The 17,683-nt window shown below is 63.7% G+C and carries 8 protein-coding genes; all 8 read left to right on the forward strand.

Annotated elements, in window-relative coordinates:
• The first annotated feature begins 51 nt into the window (after positions 1-51).
• Entirely contained in the window at positions 52-6,138 is a 6,087-nt protein-coding gene (locus CQ020_RS21945; protein WP_105693988.1) for an Ig-like domain-containing protein, read from the forward strand.
• Between the two features lie 67 nt (positions 6,139-6,205).
• Positions 6,206-7,177: a MoxR family ATPase gene (locus tag CQ020_RS21950; RefSeq protein WP_024820204.1), complete on the forward strand. Its 972-nt coding sequence runs from the start codon at positions 6,206-6,208 to the stop codon at positions 7,175-7,177.
• 86 nt (positions 7,178-7,263) lie between these two features.
• Positions 7,264-8,685 carry a DUF58 domain-containing protein gene (locus CQ020_RS21955; RefSeq protein WP_105693989.1) on the forward strand — a complete coding sequence of 474 codons (1,422 nt, stop codon included), beginning with the start codon at positions 7,264-7,266 and terminating at the stop codon, positions 8,683-8,685.
• A complete protein-coding gene (locus CQ020_RS21960; protein WP_105693990.1) occupies positions 8,682-11,195 on the forward strand; it encodes a transglutaminase domain-containing protein in 2,514 nt (837 codons plus the stop codon). The genes CQ020_RS21955 and CQ020_RS21960 overlap by 4 nt, the downstream gene beginning before the upstream one ends.
• Complete coding sequence (locus CQ020_RS21965; protein WP_105568085.1) at positions 11,185-12,828, forward strand: RDD family protein; 1,644 nt, start codon at positions 11,185-11,187, stop codon at positions 12,826-12,828. Before CQ020_RS21960 ends, CQ020_RS21965 begins: the two co-directional genes overlap by 11 nt.
• Positions 12,825-13,769, forward strand: a complete 945-nt coding sequence (locus CQ020_RS21970) for a PP2C family serine/threonine-protein phosphatase (RefSeq protein ID WP_105693991.1) — start codon at positions 12,825-12,827, stop codon at positions 13,767-13,769. The genes CQ020_RS21965 and CQ020_RS21970 overlap by 4 nt, the downstream gene beginning before the upstream one ends.
• Positions 13,756-15,819 (forward strand): FHA domain-containing protein, encoded by a 2,064-nt coding sequence (locus CQ020_RS21975; protein ID WP_105693992.1) that lies wholly within the window; start codon positions 13,756-13,758, stop codon positions 15,817-15,819. Before CQ020_RS21970 ends, CQ020_RS21975 begins: the two co-directional genes overlap by 14 nt.
• Positions 15,816-17,642 (forward strand): serine/threonine-protein kinase, encoded by a 1,827-nt coding sequence (locus CQ020_RS21980; protein ID WP_105693993.1) that lies wholly within the window; start codon positions 15,816-15,818, stop codon positions 17,640-17,642. Before CQ020_RS21975 ends, CQ020_RS21980 begins: the two co-directional genes overlap by 4 nt.
• Positions 17,643-17,683: the final 41 nt, after the last annotated feature.

A 17,683-nucleotide genomic window follows, 5' to 3' on the forward strand; every position in this document is an offset into this window, starting at 1 on the left:
TGGCCTGGAAGCCACTGGGGAGCGGCTGGACACAAAGGGAATTTTGGGGCTGTGAGAAATTTCTTCGGCAAGCTGGGGCTGAAAAAGCGTCACAACAAGAAACTAATAGCGGGAACTGCTGTCACCGCAGCGGGCGCGCTGCTGATTACCGGGGCGATTCTGTACCCGGGATTCAAGACCACCGAGGTGGACTTGAACGACGGCGGCGTATGGGTGGTGAGCAAAACCAAGAATGCCGTGGGCCGGTTGAACTATCCGTCCCGCGTCCTTGATGGTGCCGTGACCCCGGCGACCACTACCTTCGATGTGCTGCAGCATGACGGCAACGTCTTTGTGGACGATGAGTCCGGCTCCACCATCAACCAAGTCTCGGCCGCGAACCTGAAGCTGGGCGGCGACAAGCAGCTCCCGTCGTCGTCGCAAGTCAGCTATGGCTCCACCGTGCTCTCCGTGACCGATCCCGCCCGCGGCAAAGTCTGGGCGTTGTCTCCCTCCACCGTTAACGGCTTCGACGAAGAAGGAACCGAGCCGATTCTTACCGGCTCCCCGGGGATGGTGTCGGCAGTGGGATCCGACAACCGGATCTACACGGCCGACCCCGGCAAGGGCGAAATCACTGTCACCACCGTGGATGCCAACGGTGAACGGACCGATTCCCAGATCACCAAGGTGGACGAACTCAAGGGTGCCGGTGATCTTCAACTGGCAGTGGTGGGCGATAAGCCGGTGGTTTTGGACGCCGCTTCCGGTAACCTCTTCCTCCCGGGCGGCCGGAAGCTCCAACTGGCGGATGCCCGCGAAGCAAAGCTGCAGCAGAACAGCGAAGAGAGCAATTACGTTGCCATTGCCACTCAGAAGGCCCTGCTGAAACAGCCCCTTGACGGGTCCACGGCAGCAACTGTCAGTGCTGACGGCGAAGGCGTCCCCGCCGCGCCAGTTCAGGTCAGCAAATGTGTGCACTCGGCCTGGTCCGGCGCCAACAAGTACGTCCGCGACTGCGACAACGACGCCGACGACAAGAAGAATGACGTCCCCAAAGCAAGCGCCTCGCCCAGCTACGTTTTCCGGGTGAACCGGGACCTGGTGGTCCTCAACGACGTCAACTCCGGCAGCGTGTGGCTGGTCAACCAGAACATGCAGCTGGTGAACAACTGGGACGAGGTTGTCCCGCCCAAAAACCAGTCCGATGACCAGGACCAGGAGTCCGCGGACAACAACACCATCAACGTCCTCCCGGACCGCACCAAGCCCAACCGTCCGCCGGAAACCAAACCGGACGAGTTCGGTGTCCGCCCCGGCCGCACCTCCATTCTGAGCGTGCTGGATAACGACTCAGACCCCGACGGCGATGTCCTCACCGCGTCCGTGGGCGCTAATGGTCCGAAGATGGGCGCGCTGGAAAACATCTACGGAGGCTCTGCCTTCCAGATCAAGGTCCCGGCTGATGCCAAACCGGGAACGGAAGTCTTTGACTATAACGCCGCCGATGGCCGTGACTTGTCCGCAGGCGGGAAGGTCACCCTGCGGGTTGTAGCTCCTGAAGAGAACAAACCGCCGTTCTTCAAACGAGGCGAGCCCACCACCATGCTGGTGGAACAGGGCAAGTCCGTCAGCCAGAACATTCTGACTGACTGGATGGACCCTGACGGCGATGACCTCGTCCTGCTGGACGCGAAGTCTGACAACGACCAAGACCAGGTGAAGGTTCGCCGCGACGGCCTGCTGACGTACCAGGATTCCGGTGCAGCACCGGGCAAGAAGAACGTCACCATCACCGTGTGGGACGGCCGGGCCACCACCACCGGCCGCATCGTGGTGAACGTGCAGCCACCGGGTGCCCTCGCGCCTGTGGTCAACGCTGACCACGTCACTGCCGTGGTGGGCCAGGATCTGGTCATCGCGCCGTTGAAAAACGATGTGGACCCCAATGGTGGAGCCCTTCGTGTGGCTCACGTTGAGGCCGCCGGCCCCGCTGAGCTGGGCCCGGTTACCGACGGCGGAACCTTTACCTTCCGGAGCGCCACCCCTGGCCCGATCTACCTGACATACATCGCCAGCAACGGTCCCCAGAGCAGCCAGGGACTGATCCGCGTGGACGTGGAGTCCGGGAAGGATCCCGGAGCCCCCGTTGCGGTCCATGACGTGGCACTGCTCCCCGTGGGCGGCAGCGTTCTGGTTGATCCGTTGGCCAACGACTCCGATCCTTCCGGCGGCGTGCTGGTCCTTCAGTCCGTCACCGTGCCCGACGGCTCGTCCGCCTCGGTGAGCGTGATCGACCACAGTGTCCTTCGCGTCACGGACGTCCTCGGCGCCAAAGAACCCTTCGTCTTCAGCTACACCATGTCCAACGGCCGCGCCTCGGCCACAGGGACAGTGGGCGTGGTCCCGGTGCCGGCTCCCGCCGTCGTCGAGGCTCCCCAGCCCAAACCCGACGAAGTCAACGTCCGCGTGAACGACGTCGTGACCATCCCGGTCCTGGACAATGACACCCACCCGCAGGGTGAAGAACTGTCCGTTGACCCGGTACTGGCGCAGAGCATTCCGGAAGAGGACGGCAAAGCGTTCATTTCCGAGAAGACCCTTCGCTTCATCGCTGGCCCCACGCCAAAAACCGTGCGCGCCATTTACAACGCGGTGGATCCGCAGGGCCAGAAGAGCGCCGCAGCGGTCACCATCCACATCCTTCCGCTGGAAGGAACCCAGAACTCGCGTCCGCAGCCGCAGAACCTCACGGCACGCGTCGTGGCCGGCGGCACCGTCCGGATTCCGGTCCCGTTGGACGGCATAGACCCCGACGGCGACTCGGTGCAGCTCACCGGCATCGACAGCACACCCACCATGGGTACTGCGACGACGGGCAGCAGCTTCATCGACTTCGTCGCCGCCGGTGATGGCGCGGGCACGGATTCTTTCCGGTACAAGGTGATCGACCGCCAGGGTGCGGTCAACACCGGAACGGTGACGGTGGGCGTTGCGCCGCGCGGCGAGGACAATCAGAAACCCGCTCCCGTGGATGACGAGGTCAAGGTCCGTCCGGGCCGCCAGATCGCCATCGACGCGATTGCCAACGACACCGACCCCGATGGCGACCTCATCCGTATCCTGACGGACAGCATCGAGGCTGATGCCGGACTTGATGCCAAGGTCAGCCAGACCAGCGGCCGGATCCTGGTGACAGCTCCGGCAGCGGAGGGCACCGTCAACGTCCGTTACTCGGTGGCTGATGACCGCGATGCGGTGGGTCAGGCCAGTATCCGCGTGGTGGTCCAGAATGACCTGCCCTTGCAGGCGCCGATTGCCCGCGACGACCGCGTGACTTCGGCGCAGACACTCGGCAAGACGGCTGTGGACGTTCCTGTTCTGAAGAACGATGAGGATCCGGACGGCGTGGGGGAGAACCTCAAGGTCGCTACCGGTTTGGACACCGCACGTCCCGGCCCTGAAGGCAACGTCATTGTTGACCTCACCGAGCAGCCGCAACTGGTGCCCTACACCGTGGAGGACGTGGATGGCCAGAAGTCCACGGCCATCATCTGGGTTCCCGGGATTGGCCAGCAGGTTCCCACGCTCGCCAAGGACGAGGTGGTGGAACTGGTCTCAGGCCAGTCCGTCACGGTGAACCTCTCCGAGTGGGTCAAGGTCCGGGAAGGACGCTCACCGCGCCTTACCCAGACTGACCGCATCAAGCTCATTGGTTCTGACGGCAGCGATCCCATAGCCAACGGTGGTACTGCGTTGAAGTACACCGCCGGAGCGGAATACGTGGGCCCCGGCTCCATCAGCTTTGAAGTCACTGACGGAACAGGTCCGGATGACCCCAACGGCCTCAAATCGACGCTGAGCATCCGCACTAAAGTGCTGCCCGACCCCAACAAGAACAACCCTCCCGTCCTCCTGGGCAGTGACGTGGAAGTTCCCAAGGGTGACTCTGCCAGCCTGGATCTGGAGAAGCTGACGTCGGATCCGGACTCGGATGACGTGCAGAACATGAGCTACGAGCTGGTGGGCGATGCCCAGGGCGGCTTCAGGGTGAATGTGGACGGCAAGACGCTCAAGGTCTCCGCGGACGATTCCGTGCAGATCGGGCAAACCGGCACCGTCCAGGTGAAGGCAAAGGACCGGCGCGGACTCGAAGCCGTGGCCACCTACAAGCTGTCATTGTCGGCCTCCAACAGGCCCAAACCCGTGGCCAACGACGACGCTGAGCCGGATGCCCAATCCGGCAAGCCAGTGACCGTCAACGTGTTGGCAAATGATTCCAATCCGTTCCCGGACACTGCGCTGAAGATCGTCTCAGCCATCACCGAAACGGGCCAGGGAACGGCTGACGTCGGGGGAGACAGTGTCACCGTCACCCCTGCCGGCGGATTCACAGGAACCATGGTGGTGGCCTACACGGTGCAGGATAAGACCGGCGAGATTTCCCGGTACGCTACTGCCCGCATCCGTCTGACCGTCAAGGACAAGCCGGCCGCGCCCACCACGCCTTTGGCCCAAAGCGTGGGGGACCAGACCGCGTTGCTGACGTGGAACGCGCCACCTGATCGCGGCTCACCCATCACCAAGTACACGGTGTACGGGGAGAATGGCTTCACGCAGGACTGCCCCGCAAATACGTGTACATTGACCGGGCTGACCAACAACGTGAAGTACCACTTCGCCGTCACGGCAACCAACGCGATCGACGAGTCCGAGCGCTCTCCGGTGTCCGCCGAGGTCCGTCCGGACGTCAAGCCGGACACCCCGGTGGCCCCGACGCTGAAGTTCGGCGACAAGCAGCTCTCCGTAGCGTGGGTTCCGCCCGCGAGCAAGGGCTCGCCCATCAAGTCCTACGATCTTGAGATCTCGCCTGCTCCTGCCGGCCAGAACCCGCAGATCCAGAACCTCACAGGCAACAGCCATGTGTGGACCGGTCTGACCAACGGCGTGGCCTACAAGGTGCGCGTCCTGGCACGGAACGACGCCAAGGAACCGTCCGAATGGAGCACGTACTCCGCAGCCGAGGTTCCTGCTGGCGTGCCGGCAACTCCTGCGGCTCCTTCAGTCGCGGGTGCCGGATCCGTGGGTACGCAGAGCCAGTTGCAGGTCAGCTGGGCAGCACCGAACAACAACGGTGACGCTGTGTCCGCCTACACGTTGACCACCTACATGGGCGGCGCTGTTGTAGGTACCCAATCCGTGGCGGCGACCTCGCAGAATGTCACCGTGGCGAACTCCGAAGCGGACTATACGTTTACGGTCTCGGCTACCAACAAGGCCGGCGTCAGTGGTGTCAGCCAACAGTCGGCCCCCATCCGTGCTGCCGGTAAGCCCGGGATGGTGGGAAGTGGTTCCGTGACGGCAACGGGAGCGAGCGGGCAGCTGCAAGTCGCCTTTACTCCGCTGACCGCCGCGGAGCGTAACGGTTCACAGGACAACGAAATCACCTACCGTTGGCAGACCGCCTACGGCTCGGGCGCGATTGCCCGCGGAGGTGGAACCATCGGTGGGCAGCCAAACGGAACAGACGTGGTGGTCAACATCATCGCCACGTCGGTGAAGAACGGCGTGGCCGGCGACGCGAAAGCAATCGGCACGGGCAATCCGTATGCTCCGCCTAACGCACCGAATCTCTCTGGCGGAAAGTCAGCCAAGGGCGACGGCCAGGTGCACTGGAACTGGAACCCACCGAACATGAACGGCCGCGCCCTTGACCACTACGAGGTCAATCTCGACGGCGGTGGCTGGACCAGCGTGGGCAAGGCAACAAGCTTCGACGCCGCAGGTGGCGGGTGGGACAAGACGAGGAAACTCAACGTCCGGGCCTTCACCATAGTGGCTGGTGCACCGAGCGGCCAGGTCAACGCGACAAGCGGCGACGACCCCACGCCGCCACCTCCGCCGGCGCCATCGCAGATCCAGGCTCACAACAGCACTTGCCCGGGTAAGCCCGGTCAAACGGACTCGTACAACCCGAGCGGGCCCACATGTGGAGTCGGCTGGGTGGAAAACAGCTGGGGCTGGATTGATGTCACCTGCAGGGATGACATCTACAACAACGGGACGCCCTGGTACAAGCTCAACGGCTCACCCAAGAGCGGTTGGTTCGTGAAGTCAACCACGGTAAACATCCGCAACGGCGTGCCGCCACCCTGCTGAGCCATCGCCGGATTACAAGCAACAACGTCAACCCAACACCTCCATACCCAAGGAACAGGATCTACCGATGACCATGACAAACGAGCAGGCCGCCTGGTTTGCAGAGACGTTCGAGAAGCTCGTTGCCAACGTGGGCAAGGCCGTGTTGGGCAAGGAACACGTCATCCGGCTGACCTTCACCGCGATGATGGCCGAAGGTCACGTCTTGTTTGAAGACGCGCCTGGCACGGGTAAGACCTCCCTGGCCAGAGCCTTGGCTGCCACGGTCCAGGGTTCGCATAACCGTATTCAGTTCACGCCTGACCTTCTGCCTTCTGACGTGACGGGTGTGACCATTTACGATCAGAAGACCCAGAAGTTCGAGTTCCACAAGGGCCCGGTGTTCAACAACATCGTCCTGGCTGACGAAATCAACCGTGCCTCTCCGAAGACGCAGTCCGCGTTGCTGGAGGTCATGGAGGAATCCCGCGTGACCGTGGACGGCACCACGTACGAGGCAGGCCGCCCGTTCATGGTCCTGGCCACCCAGAACCCCATTGAGCAGGCAGGCACCTACCGCCTGCCCGAGGCCCAGCTGGACCGCTTCCTCATCAAGACCTCCATTGGCTATCCGGACCACGCTTCCACCGTCCGGCTGCTGGGCGGGGCCAACCTGAAGGATCGCTCGAAGGACCTTACGCCGTTGATCACCACCCAGGCCGTGGCTGATATGGCGGACCTGGCAGCCACAACCCACGTGGACACTGCGGTGCTGGAGTACATTTCGCGCCTTTGCGAAGAGACCCGCAGCGCCGGCGAAACCCGTCTGGGTGTTTCCGTCCGTGGCGCTCTGGCCATGGTCCGGGCTGCGAAGGTGTGGGCAGCCAGCCAGGGCCGCAACTTCGTGCTGCCGGATGACATCAAGGAACTCGCTCCCGTGGTGTGGACGCACCGTCTGGTGATGGACCCTGAAGCGGAATTCTCCGGGGCAACGCCCGAGGTGGTGCTCAGCCGCGTCCTGGCCGACGTCGCCGCACCGCAGCAACGCGCCAGCGCGTAAGTCGGCTCCGGCACACCATAAGCGCTTAGCGCCGCGTCTCCCCACTCCCCGCTCCATCGCACCCCAGCTCAAGCAAAGGCCCCCATATGTCCTCCAGCACACCCCTGAACAGGGCTGCTGATTCGCTCAAACGCGCTACGTCTGCGCTTGGCGATAAGATGCGTTCCCTGCGCGGCTCTGGCAGCGAGCCGGGGAAGCGTCCCGGCCAGTCGAACAAGCGTGGCCAGTCGCGCAAGCCCGGCCAGCCCAGCAAGCTCCATCCGGCCGCTGTCTGGGCCGAAGCTGCCGGAACCGCAGGTGATTTCCTCTCGCCAGCGTGGAGCAGAGTCCGGGCTGTGTGGCTGAAGTTCGTCTGGCCCGTCCTCGCTGTGGTGAGCCTGCTGGGCTGGGTAGTGTTGGCTGCCTCAATCGGGCTCTGGTGGGCGGGGCAGGCGTGGGGTTGGCAGGAAGCCAAGTCGGCCGCGATGGTGGCATTCCTGTTGTTCCTCCTGGCCATCGGCTTCATTGTGGGACGCTCGGCGTATGGTGTGGTCCTGGACCTTGCCCGCACCCGGGTAGCGGTGGGGGACGATGCTGTGGGCAGCATTGCCGTGTCCAATGTTTCCACCAGGCCGTTGTTGCCTGCAGCGTTGGAGCTCCCGGTGGGCTCGAATACTGCTGTGTTCCATTTGCCCCGTATGAAGCCTGCGCAGGTTCATGAGGATCTTTTCACCATTCCCACGGCCCGGCGTGCAGTGATCGTGGTGGGTCCGGTCCGGTCTGTGCGCGCCGACCCCCTTCACTTGCTGCGCCGTCGCGTCATGTGGACTGATCCGGTGGACCTGTTCGTGCATCCTCGCACCGTTTCCTTGGGTAGTTCCGCGGCAGGTTTTATCCGCGACCTTGAGGGCATGCCTACTACGGAACTCTCCAGTGCGGATGTGTCCTTCCACGCCTTGCGCGATTACGTCCCGGGCGACGATCGACGCCACATCCACTGGAAGACCACTGCCCGCACCAACAAACTCATGGTCCGCCAGTTCGAGGAAACCCGACGCGCGCACCTTGCCATCTCTTTGTCCATCAACACAGATGAGTACGACTCCGAGGCGGAGTTCGAGATGGCCATCTCCGTGGCCGCATCAATCGGACGCCAAGCGATCAGTGAACAACGTGACCTGGACGTCCTGACCCAGAAGGGGCCGCTCCGCTGCGAGACGGGCCGTAACATGCTGGACGACATGACCCGGGTTGTCGGGGCACCCATGCGGAAGACCGCCGTAGACCTCGCACGGAACCTGTCAGACGCCGTCCCGAATGCCTCCGTGGTGTTCTTCGTCGTAGGCAGCCACGTGACGGCAACCCAGCTGCGCACCTGCGCTGCCTCCGTTCCTCCCGGCGTGCGGAGCCTGGCCGTGCGGGTTCAACCCGGCGCGGCGCCGTCGAGGGCTAACATCGCGGACTTGACAGTCCTGACCGTCGGTGACTTGGACGATCTCGCCATTGTTCTTCGAAAGGCGGCAGCATGAGCACCGCGCCCAATCTTCGTCCCCGCGCAAAAGAAACCCGGGCAACCAAGGGCGCCCGCATCGCCCAAGGGTCCAGGTCCGCGACCAGGGCCAAGGGCGGATCCATCTTCAGCGACGGCCGGCCGTTGTGGCATTTTGCCGTTGACTGCGGTGCGCTGCTGGTGCTGCTGTTCCTTGGCGTCCTCGGGTTCACGCTGAGCTTCGGGGGAGACGCCCATTACCTCATTGCAGGTCTGGGCGGCGTGCTGCTGGGGTTGGGGATCGCAGTCCTCAACGCGCACCTCCGCTTGGGGCTGCTGATCACCACTGCGGTGACGTTCGGTGCCTACATGGTCTTCGGATCGGCGCTTGCAGTGCCGGACTCGGCAGTTTTGGGATTCCTGCCCAGCCTTGACTCCTTGCGCACGTTGCTGCTGGGCATCGTCTTTGCCTGGAAGGACATGCTGACTGTCGGCGTTCCCGTGGGGACCGCGAACGGCATGCTCATTGTGCCGTTCCTGAGCTCGCTGGTGACGGCGCTGGCCGCGGGTCTGCTCACCTGGCGTCTGAAGAGCCCGTACTGGCCGTTGCTTCCTGTGTTGGTCTTGTTCGTCACCGGCATCGCCTTCAGTACCAGCGCGGGCTTCCTCAACGTGGAGCGCGGCGTCTCTCTGACCATTGTGTCAATTGTGTGGGCGACCTTCCGCCGCGACGTACTCCGCCGGAACAGCACCAAAGCCGTTTCGGCCAACAGGCCAAATTCCGACGCCGCCACAGCCCGGCGCGGACAGCTCCGTCGCCTGGGTACTGCTGCAGCCGTGATCGCCGTTGCGGTGGGCGTCACCGCCATCGCCTCGCCCTTGGTCACGGCCAGCGATGACCGCAAGGTTCTCCGCAACACGATCGTTCCGCCTTTCGACCCCCGGGATTACATCACCCCGCTGGCGAGTTTCCGCAGCTTCGTCAAGGACGAGAAGGACAGCACGCTCTTCACGGTCAAGGGCTTGCCGAAGGATGCCCGCGTCCGGCTGGCTGCGCTGGATGCCTTCAACGGCCTGAACTACACCATGGACCCCAACAGTTCCGGCAACTTCAGCAAGGTGGGGGACGCCCGTTCGCTGAACACGCTGGCAGACTCCGGGAGCCCGGTGCAGGGCACCAACTACACGCTGGACATCACCGTGGAGGACTATCAGGGCTACTTTGTACCGGGTGGCCGGCACACCACAGGTATGAGTTTTGCAGACACGTCCGGCGCAGCTTCGGGGCTCTACTTCAACGCCGGCACGGACACTGCCGTCACCACCAAGGGTCTGTCCAAGGGCGAGAACTACACCGTGCAGGTATCGGACCCCGGGACGCTGGAGCACGGACAGCTCACACAGTACGACTTCGCGAAGCTCACACTGCCCGAGGCGGAGGAAGTGCCGCCGATCGTGGCATCACAGGCGAACCAGCTTTCGGAGGATGCACCCACGGCCATCGACCGCGTGCGGCAGATCGAGGCGCACTTCCAGAAAAGCGGTGCTTTCAGCAACGGCCTGGTAGCTGAGGGACAGCTTCCCAGCCTTCCCGGCCACAGCGCGGCGCGCGTCCGCAACATGCTTTCAGCCAAGCAAATGCTTGGCGACGACGAACAATACGCCGTGTCCATGTCCCTCATGCTCCGCCATCTTGGCATTCCGTCCCGCGTGGTCATGGGGTTCTATCCGGACCCCAAGAGCCCCGAGAACGGCGCCGGCGACATCAAGATCACGGGCAAGGACGTCCACGCCTGGGTTGAAGTGGCGTTCGACCGCGTGGGATGGGTTGCCTTTGATCCCACCCCGCCCAAGGACAATGTGCCCATCCCGCCGGACCCGGAAAACAAGTCCAAACCCAAGCCGCAGGTGCTGCAGCCGCCGCCCCCGCCGCAGGAGCCCGCGGACCTGCCGCCGGACTCCACCCCGGATGCCCTGGATGCAGACGAGAAGAAGAACAACCCGTGGCTTTTCTGGGGTCCGCTGCTCGCGGCCATTGGCATGGCACTGATTCCCTTGGGGATCCTCGCCTTGCCGCTGCTGCTGATTCTCCTGCTGAAATCACGACGCCGGAAGGCCCGTTTCCGTGATGGCCACCCGGCCCAGCGGGTTGGCGCTGGTTGGAACGAAGTGTTGAGCCTGGTCACCGATATGGGTGCCTCGATCGACACCAAGTCCACCAGGCGCGAATCGGCCTCGGTCATTGCTGACGCGTTTCCCACTACCGGGACCACCACCACCCTGCTGGCCCACCGGGCCGACGCCGCTGTGTTCGGCGCGGGCCAGCCCAGTGAGGACCAGGTCAAGGAGTACTGGGAGATCGTTGATACATCGTTGACGGACATCACGGGAAGCGTCGGTTTCTGGAAACGGCAGCAGGCACGGTTCTCGCCGCGCTCGTTGCTCTCAGATGGCCGCGCGGCCCTGCGTCGCCGGCAACAGCGCACCACTGAACCTGCGAAGCGCCGCTTCACGTTGCCGTTCAAGAAGGACACCACCGATGAGCAATGAGACAGAACTTTGCTCGGCTTGCCGGCATCCGGTTCGCCCGGGCGCGACGTTCTGCACGCAGTGCGGTTCACCCCTGAATAACCGTGGTGCCCGCAAGGAAGGCAACATCAACCATGCCCAGAAGGCGGCGTTGGAGTTCGCCAACCGGCATGGTTTCTCCGATCCCGGTAGTATCTCGGTAGTGTCGGCTCCGGCGTCGCCGATGCAGCACGGAGCAAAGACCACGCCGGACCGTATGCCTGGGCCAGGGGGAGGGACCACAATGACCACCAAGCTCGAATTGGCGCCCGCTTCTGCCGGAAAACGCCTGGGCGCAGCTGTGCTGGACTGGCTGGGACCCTTTGCCGTGCTTGCCACCACCTTCGCTATTGGTATTGCCGGCATCACGCAGACCCGCAGGAACGGCTTCATCGTCTATGACACGGGCCTGCTGGTTCTCCTGGGAAGCATCGGTCTTGGCGTGACAGTGGTGTACACCTTTGTCATTCTTGGGCTGGAGGCGAAGTCCGGTAACACCATCGGAAACCAGCTCATGGGCATCCGCAGCGCGGATTCTGATGGTTATGCGCCGGGCGCTGGTGTTGTTTTTATTCGTGGAATTCTCACCGGCGGCCTCTTGCTGCTGGGGTCCATTGTTGCCGTCATCTTGTCGGCACTCGGATTGATCGGCCTGGTCCTCTGGATCGCCTTGCCGCTGATGTTCCTTGGTGTTGTGTGGGCTGTCCTTGTGGTCATCTCCAACGCCTGGGACAAGAACGGCAAGCTGCGGGGCTGGCAGGACAAAGCGGCAAAGTCGTTGGTCTTTGATGTCAATGCGGGCCGCAATCCGGTGACCACCGGAGGCATTCAAGGTCCGTACAGTTTCGCCCCCATGGATCTCCCGCCGGTTCAACCCGTAGCTTCCCCGGTCCCGTCAGGACCGGCGTCGGGTCCCCGGCCCAACGGCAGCGCGCCGACTGCCCCTGCCCAGGCCGCCCCGGCCCACACCGCGCCGGCCACTGCAGCACAGGCACCTCCAGCACAGGCATCTCCCATGCACACCACTCCTGCGACGCCGGCCGTGCAGCCCTCCCATGATCCGAACCAATGGCGCCCGCCGTCGATGCCCTTCCCACCGGCACCGCACACAGCGGCAGCGCCGCAAGCGCCGGCACCGCAACCCCCTGCGGCGCAAGCACCCGCACCGTATGCCCCGGCGCCGCAGGCAGTGACCATCACGCCCCAAGACACTCTTGCGGTCACCGCTCACCCGGACGACGACGTGGAGCGCACCCAGATGCGCCCGGGCGCTGCCCGTGCCCAGGCCGTCCTGCGGATCCGGGTAGACGACGGACAGGACATCCAACTGGGCGGGTCAGTACTCCTCGGCCGTAATCCGGCACCACAGGCCGGGGAATCGGTGGAGCAACTGCTGCCCGTGACGGATCCTGGCCGGTCCATCTCCAAAACGCATCTGCATCTGCGTGTCGATGGCGACGGTGTCTGGGTCACAGACCGTCATTCCACCAACGGCAGCGCCGTCACCACGCCGGACGGTTTGCAAACCAGGCTCAACCCGGGCGAAGCAAGTTTTGTCCGTCCCGGTTCCACCGTTCACTTTGGGGACCGTTCCTTCCACCTAGGACAAGCATGAACTCACAGCCGGCTACCCCCGTCAACGCCGAAGCGGGCCCCGCTGAAGGCGGATCGGCGTTTCGACTCAGCTATGGGTACGGTACGGACCGCGGGCTGCGGCGCGAACTGAACGAGGACTCGTTCATCGCCTCAGACCCAGTGTTTGCCGTTGCCGACGGCATGGGCGGGCACGAAGCGGGAGAAATCGCCAGTGGCATGTGTGTCCGGGCCTTGGGCAGTGCCCCTGAATTGTCCACTGGCGTGCGCACCGCAACAGCAGCCGATCTTCAGTCCTGCCTGTTGAAGGCCGACGCCGCAATCCGCGACGCGACGGGCGCCCGTGCAGGGACCACGCTGTCCGGAGTGGTAGTGGTGGAACAGATGGGCCTGCCTTACTGGCTGGTGATGAATATTGGCGATTCCAGGACGTACCGTCTCAGCCAAGGGGAATTCACACAGGTAAGTGTTGACCATTCCGAGGTCCAGGAACTGGTGGACTCCGGGGATATTACCGCCGAGCAGGCAACGGTTCACCCCCGCCGACACGTTGTTACCCGTGCTTTGGGAACCGGTGATGAGACCGAGGCCGATTTCTGGCTTCTTCCTATTCAGGAAGGAGATCGGATCATGATCTGCTCGGATGGCCTCAACGGCGAACTGGGCGATGACCACATGTTCCGCATCCTCAGCACCGTCGCCCATCCGCAGGACGCGGTGGACGCACTGATTCAGGCCGCCTTGAGAAGCGGTGGCAGGGACAACGTCACCGTCATTGTGGTGGACGCCAAAAACGTCTTGAACGATGCCGGGATCGCAATCACTGCGCCCCGCCCTGAGGTAGCGTCCGAGGTTGAAGAGGACACCCTTCCCCGGGCTTGGGTGAATGGCACGGACGAGGCCGCCGGGTCTGACCAGGCCGCCGGGTCTGACCAGGAGGAAGGCGTTGATGGGAAGCAGTAGCCACCTTTCGCTGACCCGCTACCAGCAGGGTGAGTGGTTTGGCGTTGTGCGGAACGGAACCGTGGTGCTGCTTGGCCCGGACACTCCGCACGCACTGATCGACACCGTCTGGGAGTTGCTGGCATCCGCGCCCGAGGCCCACGAAGTCCTCCACGAGGTGACGGAGGCCTTTGGCGTTTCCCTCAGCCGCATCCCGCCCTTCGGGATCATTGATGCAAAAGACGCTCTCCGGGTCTTCCTTCGGGGAGAGCTTGAACTGGTGGTGCAGTTGGGCGGAGGGTTACAGCTCGGCGGGGGCGAGGAACGCCTTTCGGGGCGTGACGTCACCACGTGGACCGAACGCCGGCTCCCGGATGCCACGGCCTACAGCGTCCGGATCGGGAACGGCACTGCCGGGTCCGCAGGAACCCCGACGGCGGGTGGACGCCTCCCGGTGTACGCCTCGCCACTGAACAGCGCGCCACTGAACAGTCTCCCTTTGGGAGAAGGCGTGGTTCTTCTCGCATCACTCGACGCCTCGGCCGAAGCAGCCGGACACACTGAGAGTGAGCCCGAACCATCTGATGCCGGAAGAGCAGTACGGCCCGCAACGGTATCCGATGAGACCATGATCGGCTACACGGAGGCAGACCTCGGCCTGACGATCGCGCCCGGCCACATGATCAGCTCCACCGGTTCTTCCACCACTGCGGAAGATGCCGTTGCCGCGGAACCGGGGGCCGCTGAGGTTCATGGCATCGGCCGCGTGGCTGCTCCTGAGGAACCGGAGGTGCCTTCGGCAGCGCCGGTGGATCAGGTAGCCGAAGACGCCCACGCTGAAGAGGAACCGGCGATGCCGAAAGGACCTGCAGAGCCTAAAGAGGCGACGGTGTCCGAAGAACCCGCAGAGCCTGAAGAGTCCGCCGTGTCTGAAGACGCGATGTCGTTCGAAGAACCCGCTGTGTCTGATGACCCGACGGCGCCTGAAGACCGGGCCGCGGAGCAGGATCCTGCCTCCGAACCGGATTCGGATGTATCCAGCGTCCCTGTCCACACGAGTACCACCGACCCCATGCTTCCTTCGCTGGAAAACACCACGAGCTATGACCACCTCTGGGACAAAACCGTGATGCGGAACATTGAGGATGCCGCTGTCCGTTCGGACGACGGCGCTGAAGACCACGGCTCGCCTGCTTCGCCCGCGCCGGACTCACCAACACCTCAGGCGCCGGCAGCTTCTTCCACGGCAGCTCCGGCCACGCCACCTCCTTTCACTGCACCTCCTTCCACCGCACCTGTTTCGGCGCCGCAGGGTCACGAGGAAAATGTGCCTGCAGCAGCACCGTCCACGGGACTGATTGACTCGGTTCCGTGGCTGCGCAGCGGTTCCTCCAACCCTGAAACCGGTGGTGACCAGCAAGCTGCTCCGCCTAGGCCTGCTGCTGTTCCTTCGCCCCAGATACCGGCGGCTTGGCTATCGGTTCCCCAGGACAGCCCGGTGGACGAGGATTCGGATCATGATGGCCAGACCATCATGAAGAGCAGTCTTCCCACTGCTGACGGCGGAGGCGCAAAGGCTGCTGTGGATGCCCCTGAAACCCCAGCCGTAGCAGGACCAAGTGTTTTGGCACGCATGTGCTCCCAAGGACACGCCAACCCGCCCACGTATCCGCAATGCTCGGTCTGCGGGGTTTCTGTAACAGGAGACGCAGTCCATGTGCCGCGCCCGCGCCTGGGCAGGATGCGGCTTTCCACGGGTGAGCTGATTGATCTTGACCAGTCGCTCATCATTGGCCGGCAGCCGTCTGTCTCCCGTGTTCAAGGCGGCACCATGCCCCGGCTGGTCCAGGTGGACAGCCCCGGAGGGGACATTTCCCGCTCTCACGTGGAAGTCCGGCTGGAGGGTTGGCACGTCATGCTGTGCGACCTGAAGGCGACCAACGGAACCGTGCTCATTCGGGAGGGCCAGGCACCGCGCCGGCTTGCCCAAAACGAAATGGCTATCCTGCTGGACGGCGATATTGCCGAGCTGGGTGACAACATTTCATTGCGTTTCGAGGAGATTCTTTGAGTTCCAAGAGGCCCCCTGCGCCGCCTCCACCCATTCCGGGTTTCAAGTACATCAGCCTGCTAGGTTCTGGTGGCTTTTCGGATGTGTACCTCTATGAGCAGGACCGCCCGCGCCGAAAAGTAGCGGTCAAGGTGCTGTTGTCCGATCTGAAGACCGAAGGCGCACGTCGCCGCTTCGAGTCCGAAGCGAACCTCATGGCTCAGTTGTCGTCGCACCCTTACATCGTGACGATCTTCGAAGCCGAGATCACCGAAAACGGACACTCGTACCTGGCCATGGAGTACTGCTCCAGGCCGAGCCTGGATGTCCGCTACCGTCGCCAGCGATTCAGCGTGGACGAAGTACTCGCCGTGGGTATCCAGGTGGCTTCCGCCGTCGAAACCGCCCACCGGGCCGGCATTGTGCACCGGGACATCAAGCCTGCCAACATCCTGGTTACGGATTACAACAGGCCCGCCCTGACGGACTTTGGTATCTCAGGCACCATCGGCGCCGACACCGAGGACGACGCCGGAATGTCCATCCCGTGGTCTCCGCCCGAGCAGTTTCGCGGCGGCGCCGTGGACGGTGTTCCCGTGGATATCTGGGCTCTGGGAGCAACGCTGTACACCCTTCTGGCGGGTCGCTCTCCATTTGTCCTTCCGGGCCAGGACAACTCCCAGCGGGAACTGATCTCCCGCATCACCAATTCGCCGCTGCCCCGCCTGGGCCGTGCCGACGTTCCGGAGTCCCTGGAGCTTGTGCTGGCCACGTCCATGGCCAAGTCGCCGGAATCGCGGTATTCCTCAGCCCACGCTTTCGCATTGGCCCTTCAGCGGATCCAGGCTGAACTGAACCTGTCCGTGACGCCGTTTGAGGTGCTGGAAGAACCCGGGCACGGCGACGATCAGCATCCGGACGACAACTTCGAGGAAACCCGGGTCCGGAGCATCGCTTCGATCGATCCCGACGCTTCCGGAACAGCCACTACGGGGTCGGCACCCACGTTCCCGGCACGAACCTTCCCGTCCACAGTTCCGGGCGGTACCCAGCGGCCGGCACCGCCCTTCACACGGCCGGCCAGCGATCCGCGACCCACCGACACACCGCAGCCGACCAATCCTTCGCAACCCGCCAGTCCTTCGCAACCCGCCAGTCCTTCGCAACCCGCCAGTCCTTCGCAACCTGTCCAGTCGCAGGCCGGTCCGACGGCGCCGCCTCAGTTCCAGGCCCCGGCGGCCGGATACACGGCGCCGGGCGCACAGTACGCTCCTGCCGAGCCTGACACGGCAGAGTCCACGGTCCTGCGGGGCTGGCAGCCCTCGCAACCACAGGACGATCTTGGGGCAACGGTCAGCCGTTCGACCGCCGGCACCTCGCCGGTAGCCCAGGAAGAAGCTCCACCGGCCGATCACAGCAAGCGAAACCTTTGGCTTGCGGTAACGGGTGCGGCGGTGCTGGTAGTAGCCATTGTGGTTGGCGTGGTCCTTGGGGCTCAAGCGCAGCCCAAGGTGGCGCCAACGGAAACGTCCAGTAAGCCCCCAGCCGACGCTTTGAGCGACGGCAGCGTTCCGGAGGTAGCGGGGTTGGCTGCAACGCGCGATACCAAGGACCGGAATATCATCATCTTTTCCTGGACCAACCCTCAGCCGATGGCCGGGGACACTTTCAAATGGCGCGTTAAGTCGGCCAAATCTGAAGGCGTCTACGAGAACACCACCATTGGGAAAGCGTTCCTCTCCGCGTTTGATGAACCACCCATCTGCGTGCAGGCCATCATTGTGCGCGCCGACGGCTCCGCTTCACCCGGCGGGCCGGATTCCATCGCCTGCCTGAACGAGTAGCCGGCACATGCGATTTACTTACCGCCGACCAAGGAGGCACA

Origin of the sequence: Arthrobacter sp. MYb23 (assembly GCF_002979775.1) — a bacterium.
Lineage (GTDB): Bacteria > Actinomycetota > Actinomycetes > Actinomycetales > Micrococcaceae > Arthrobacter.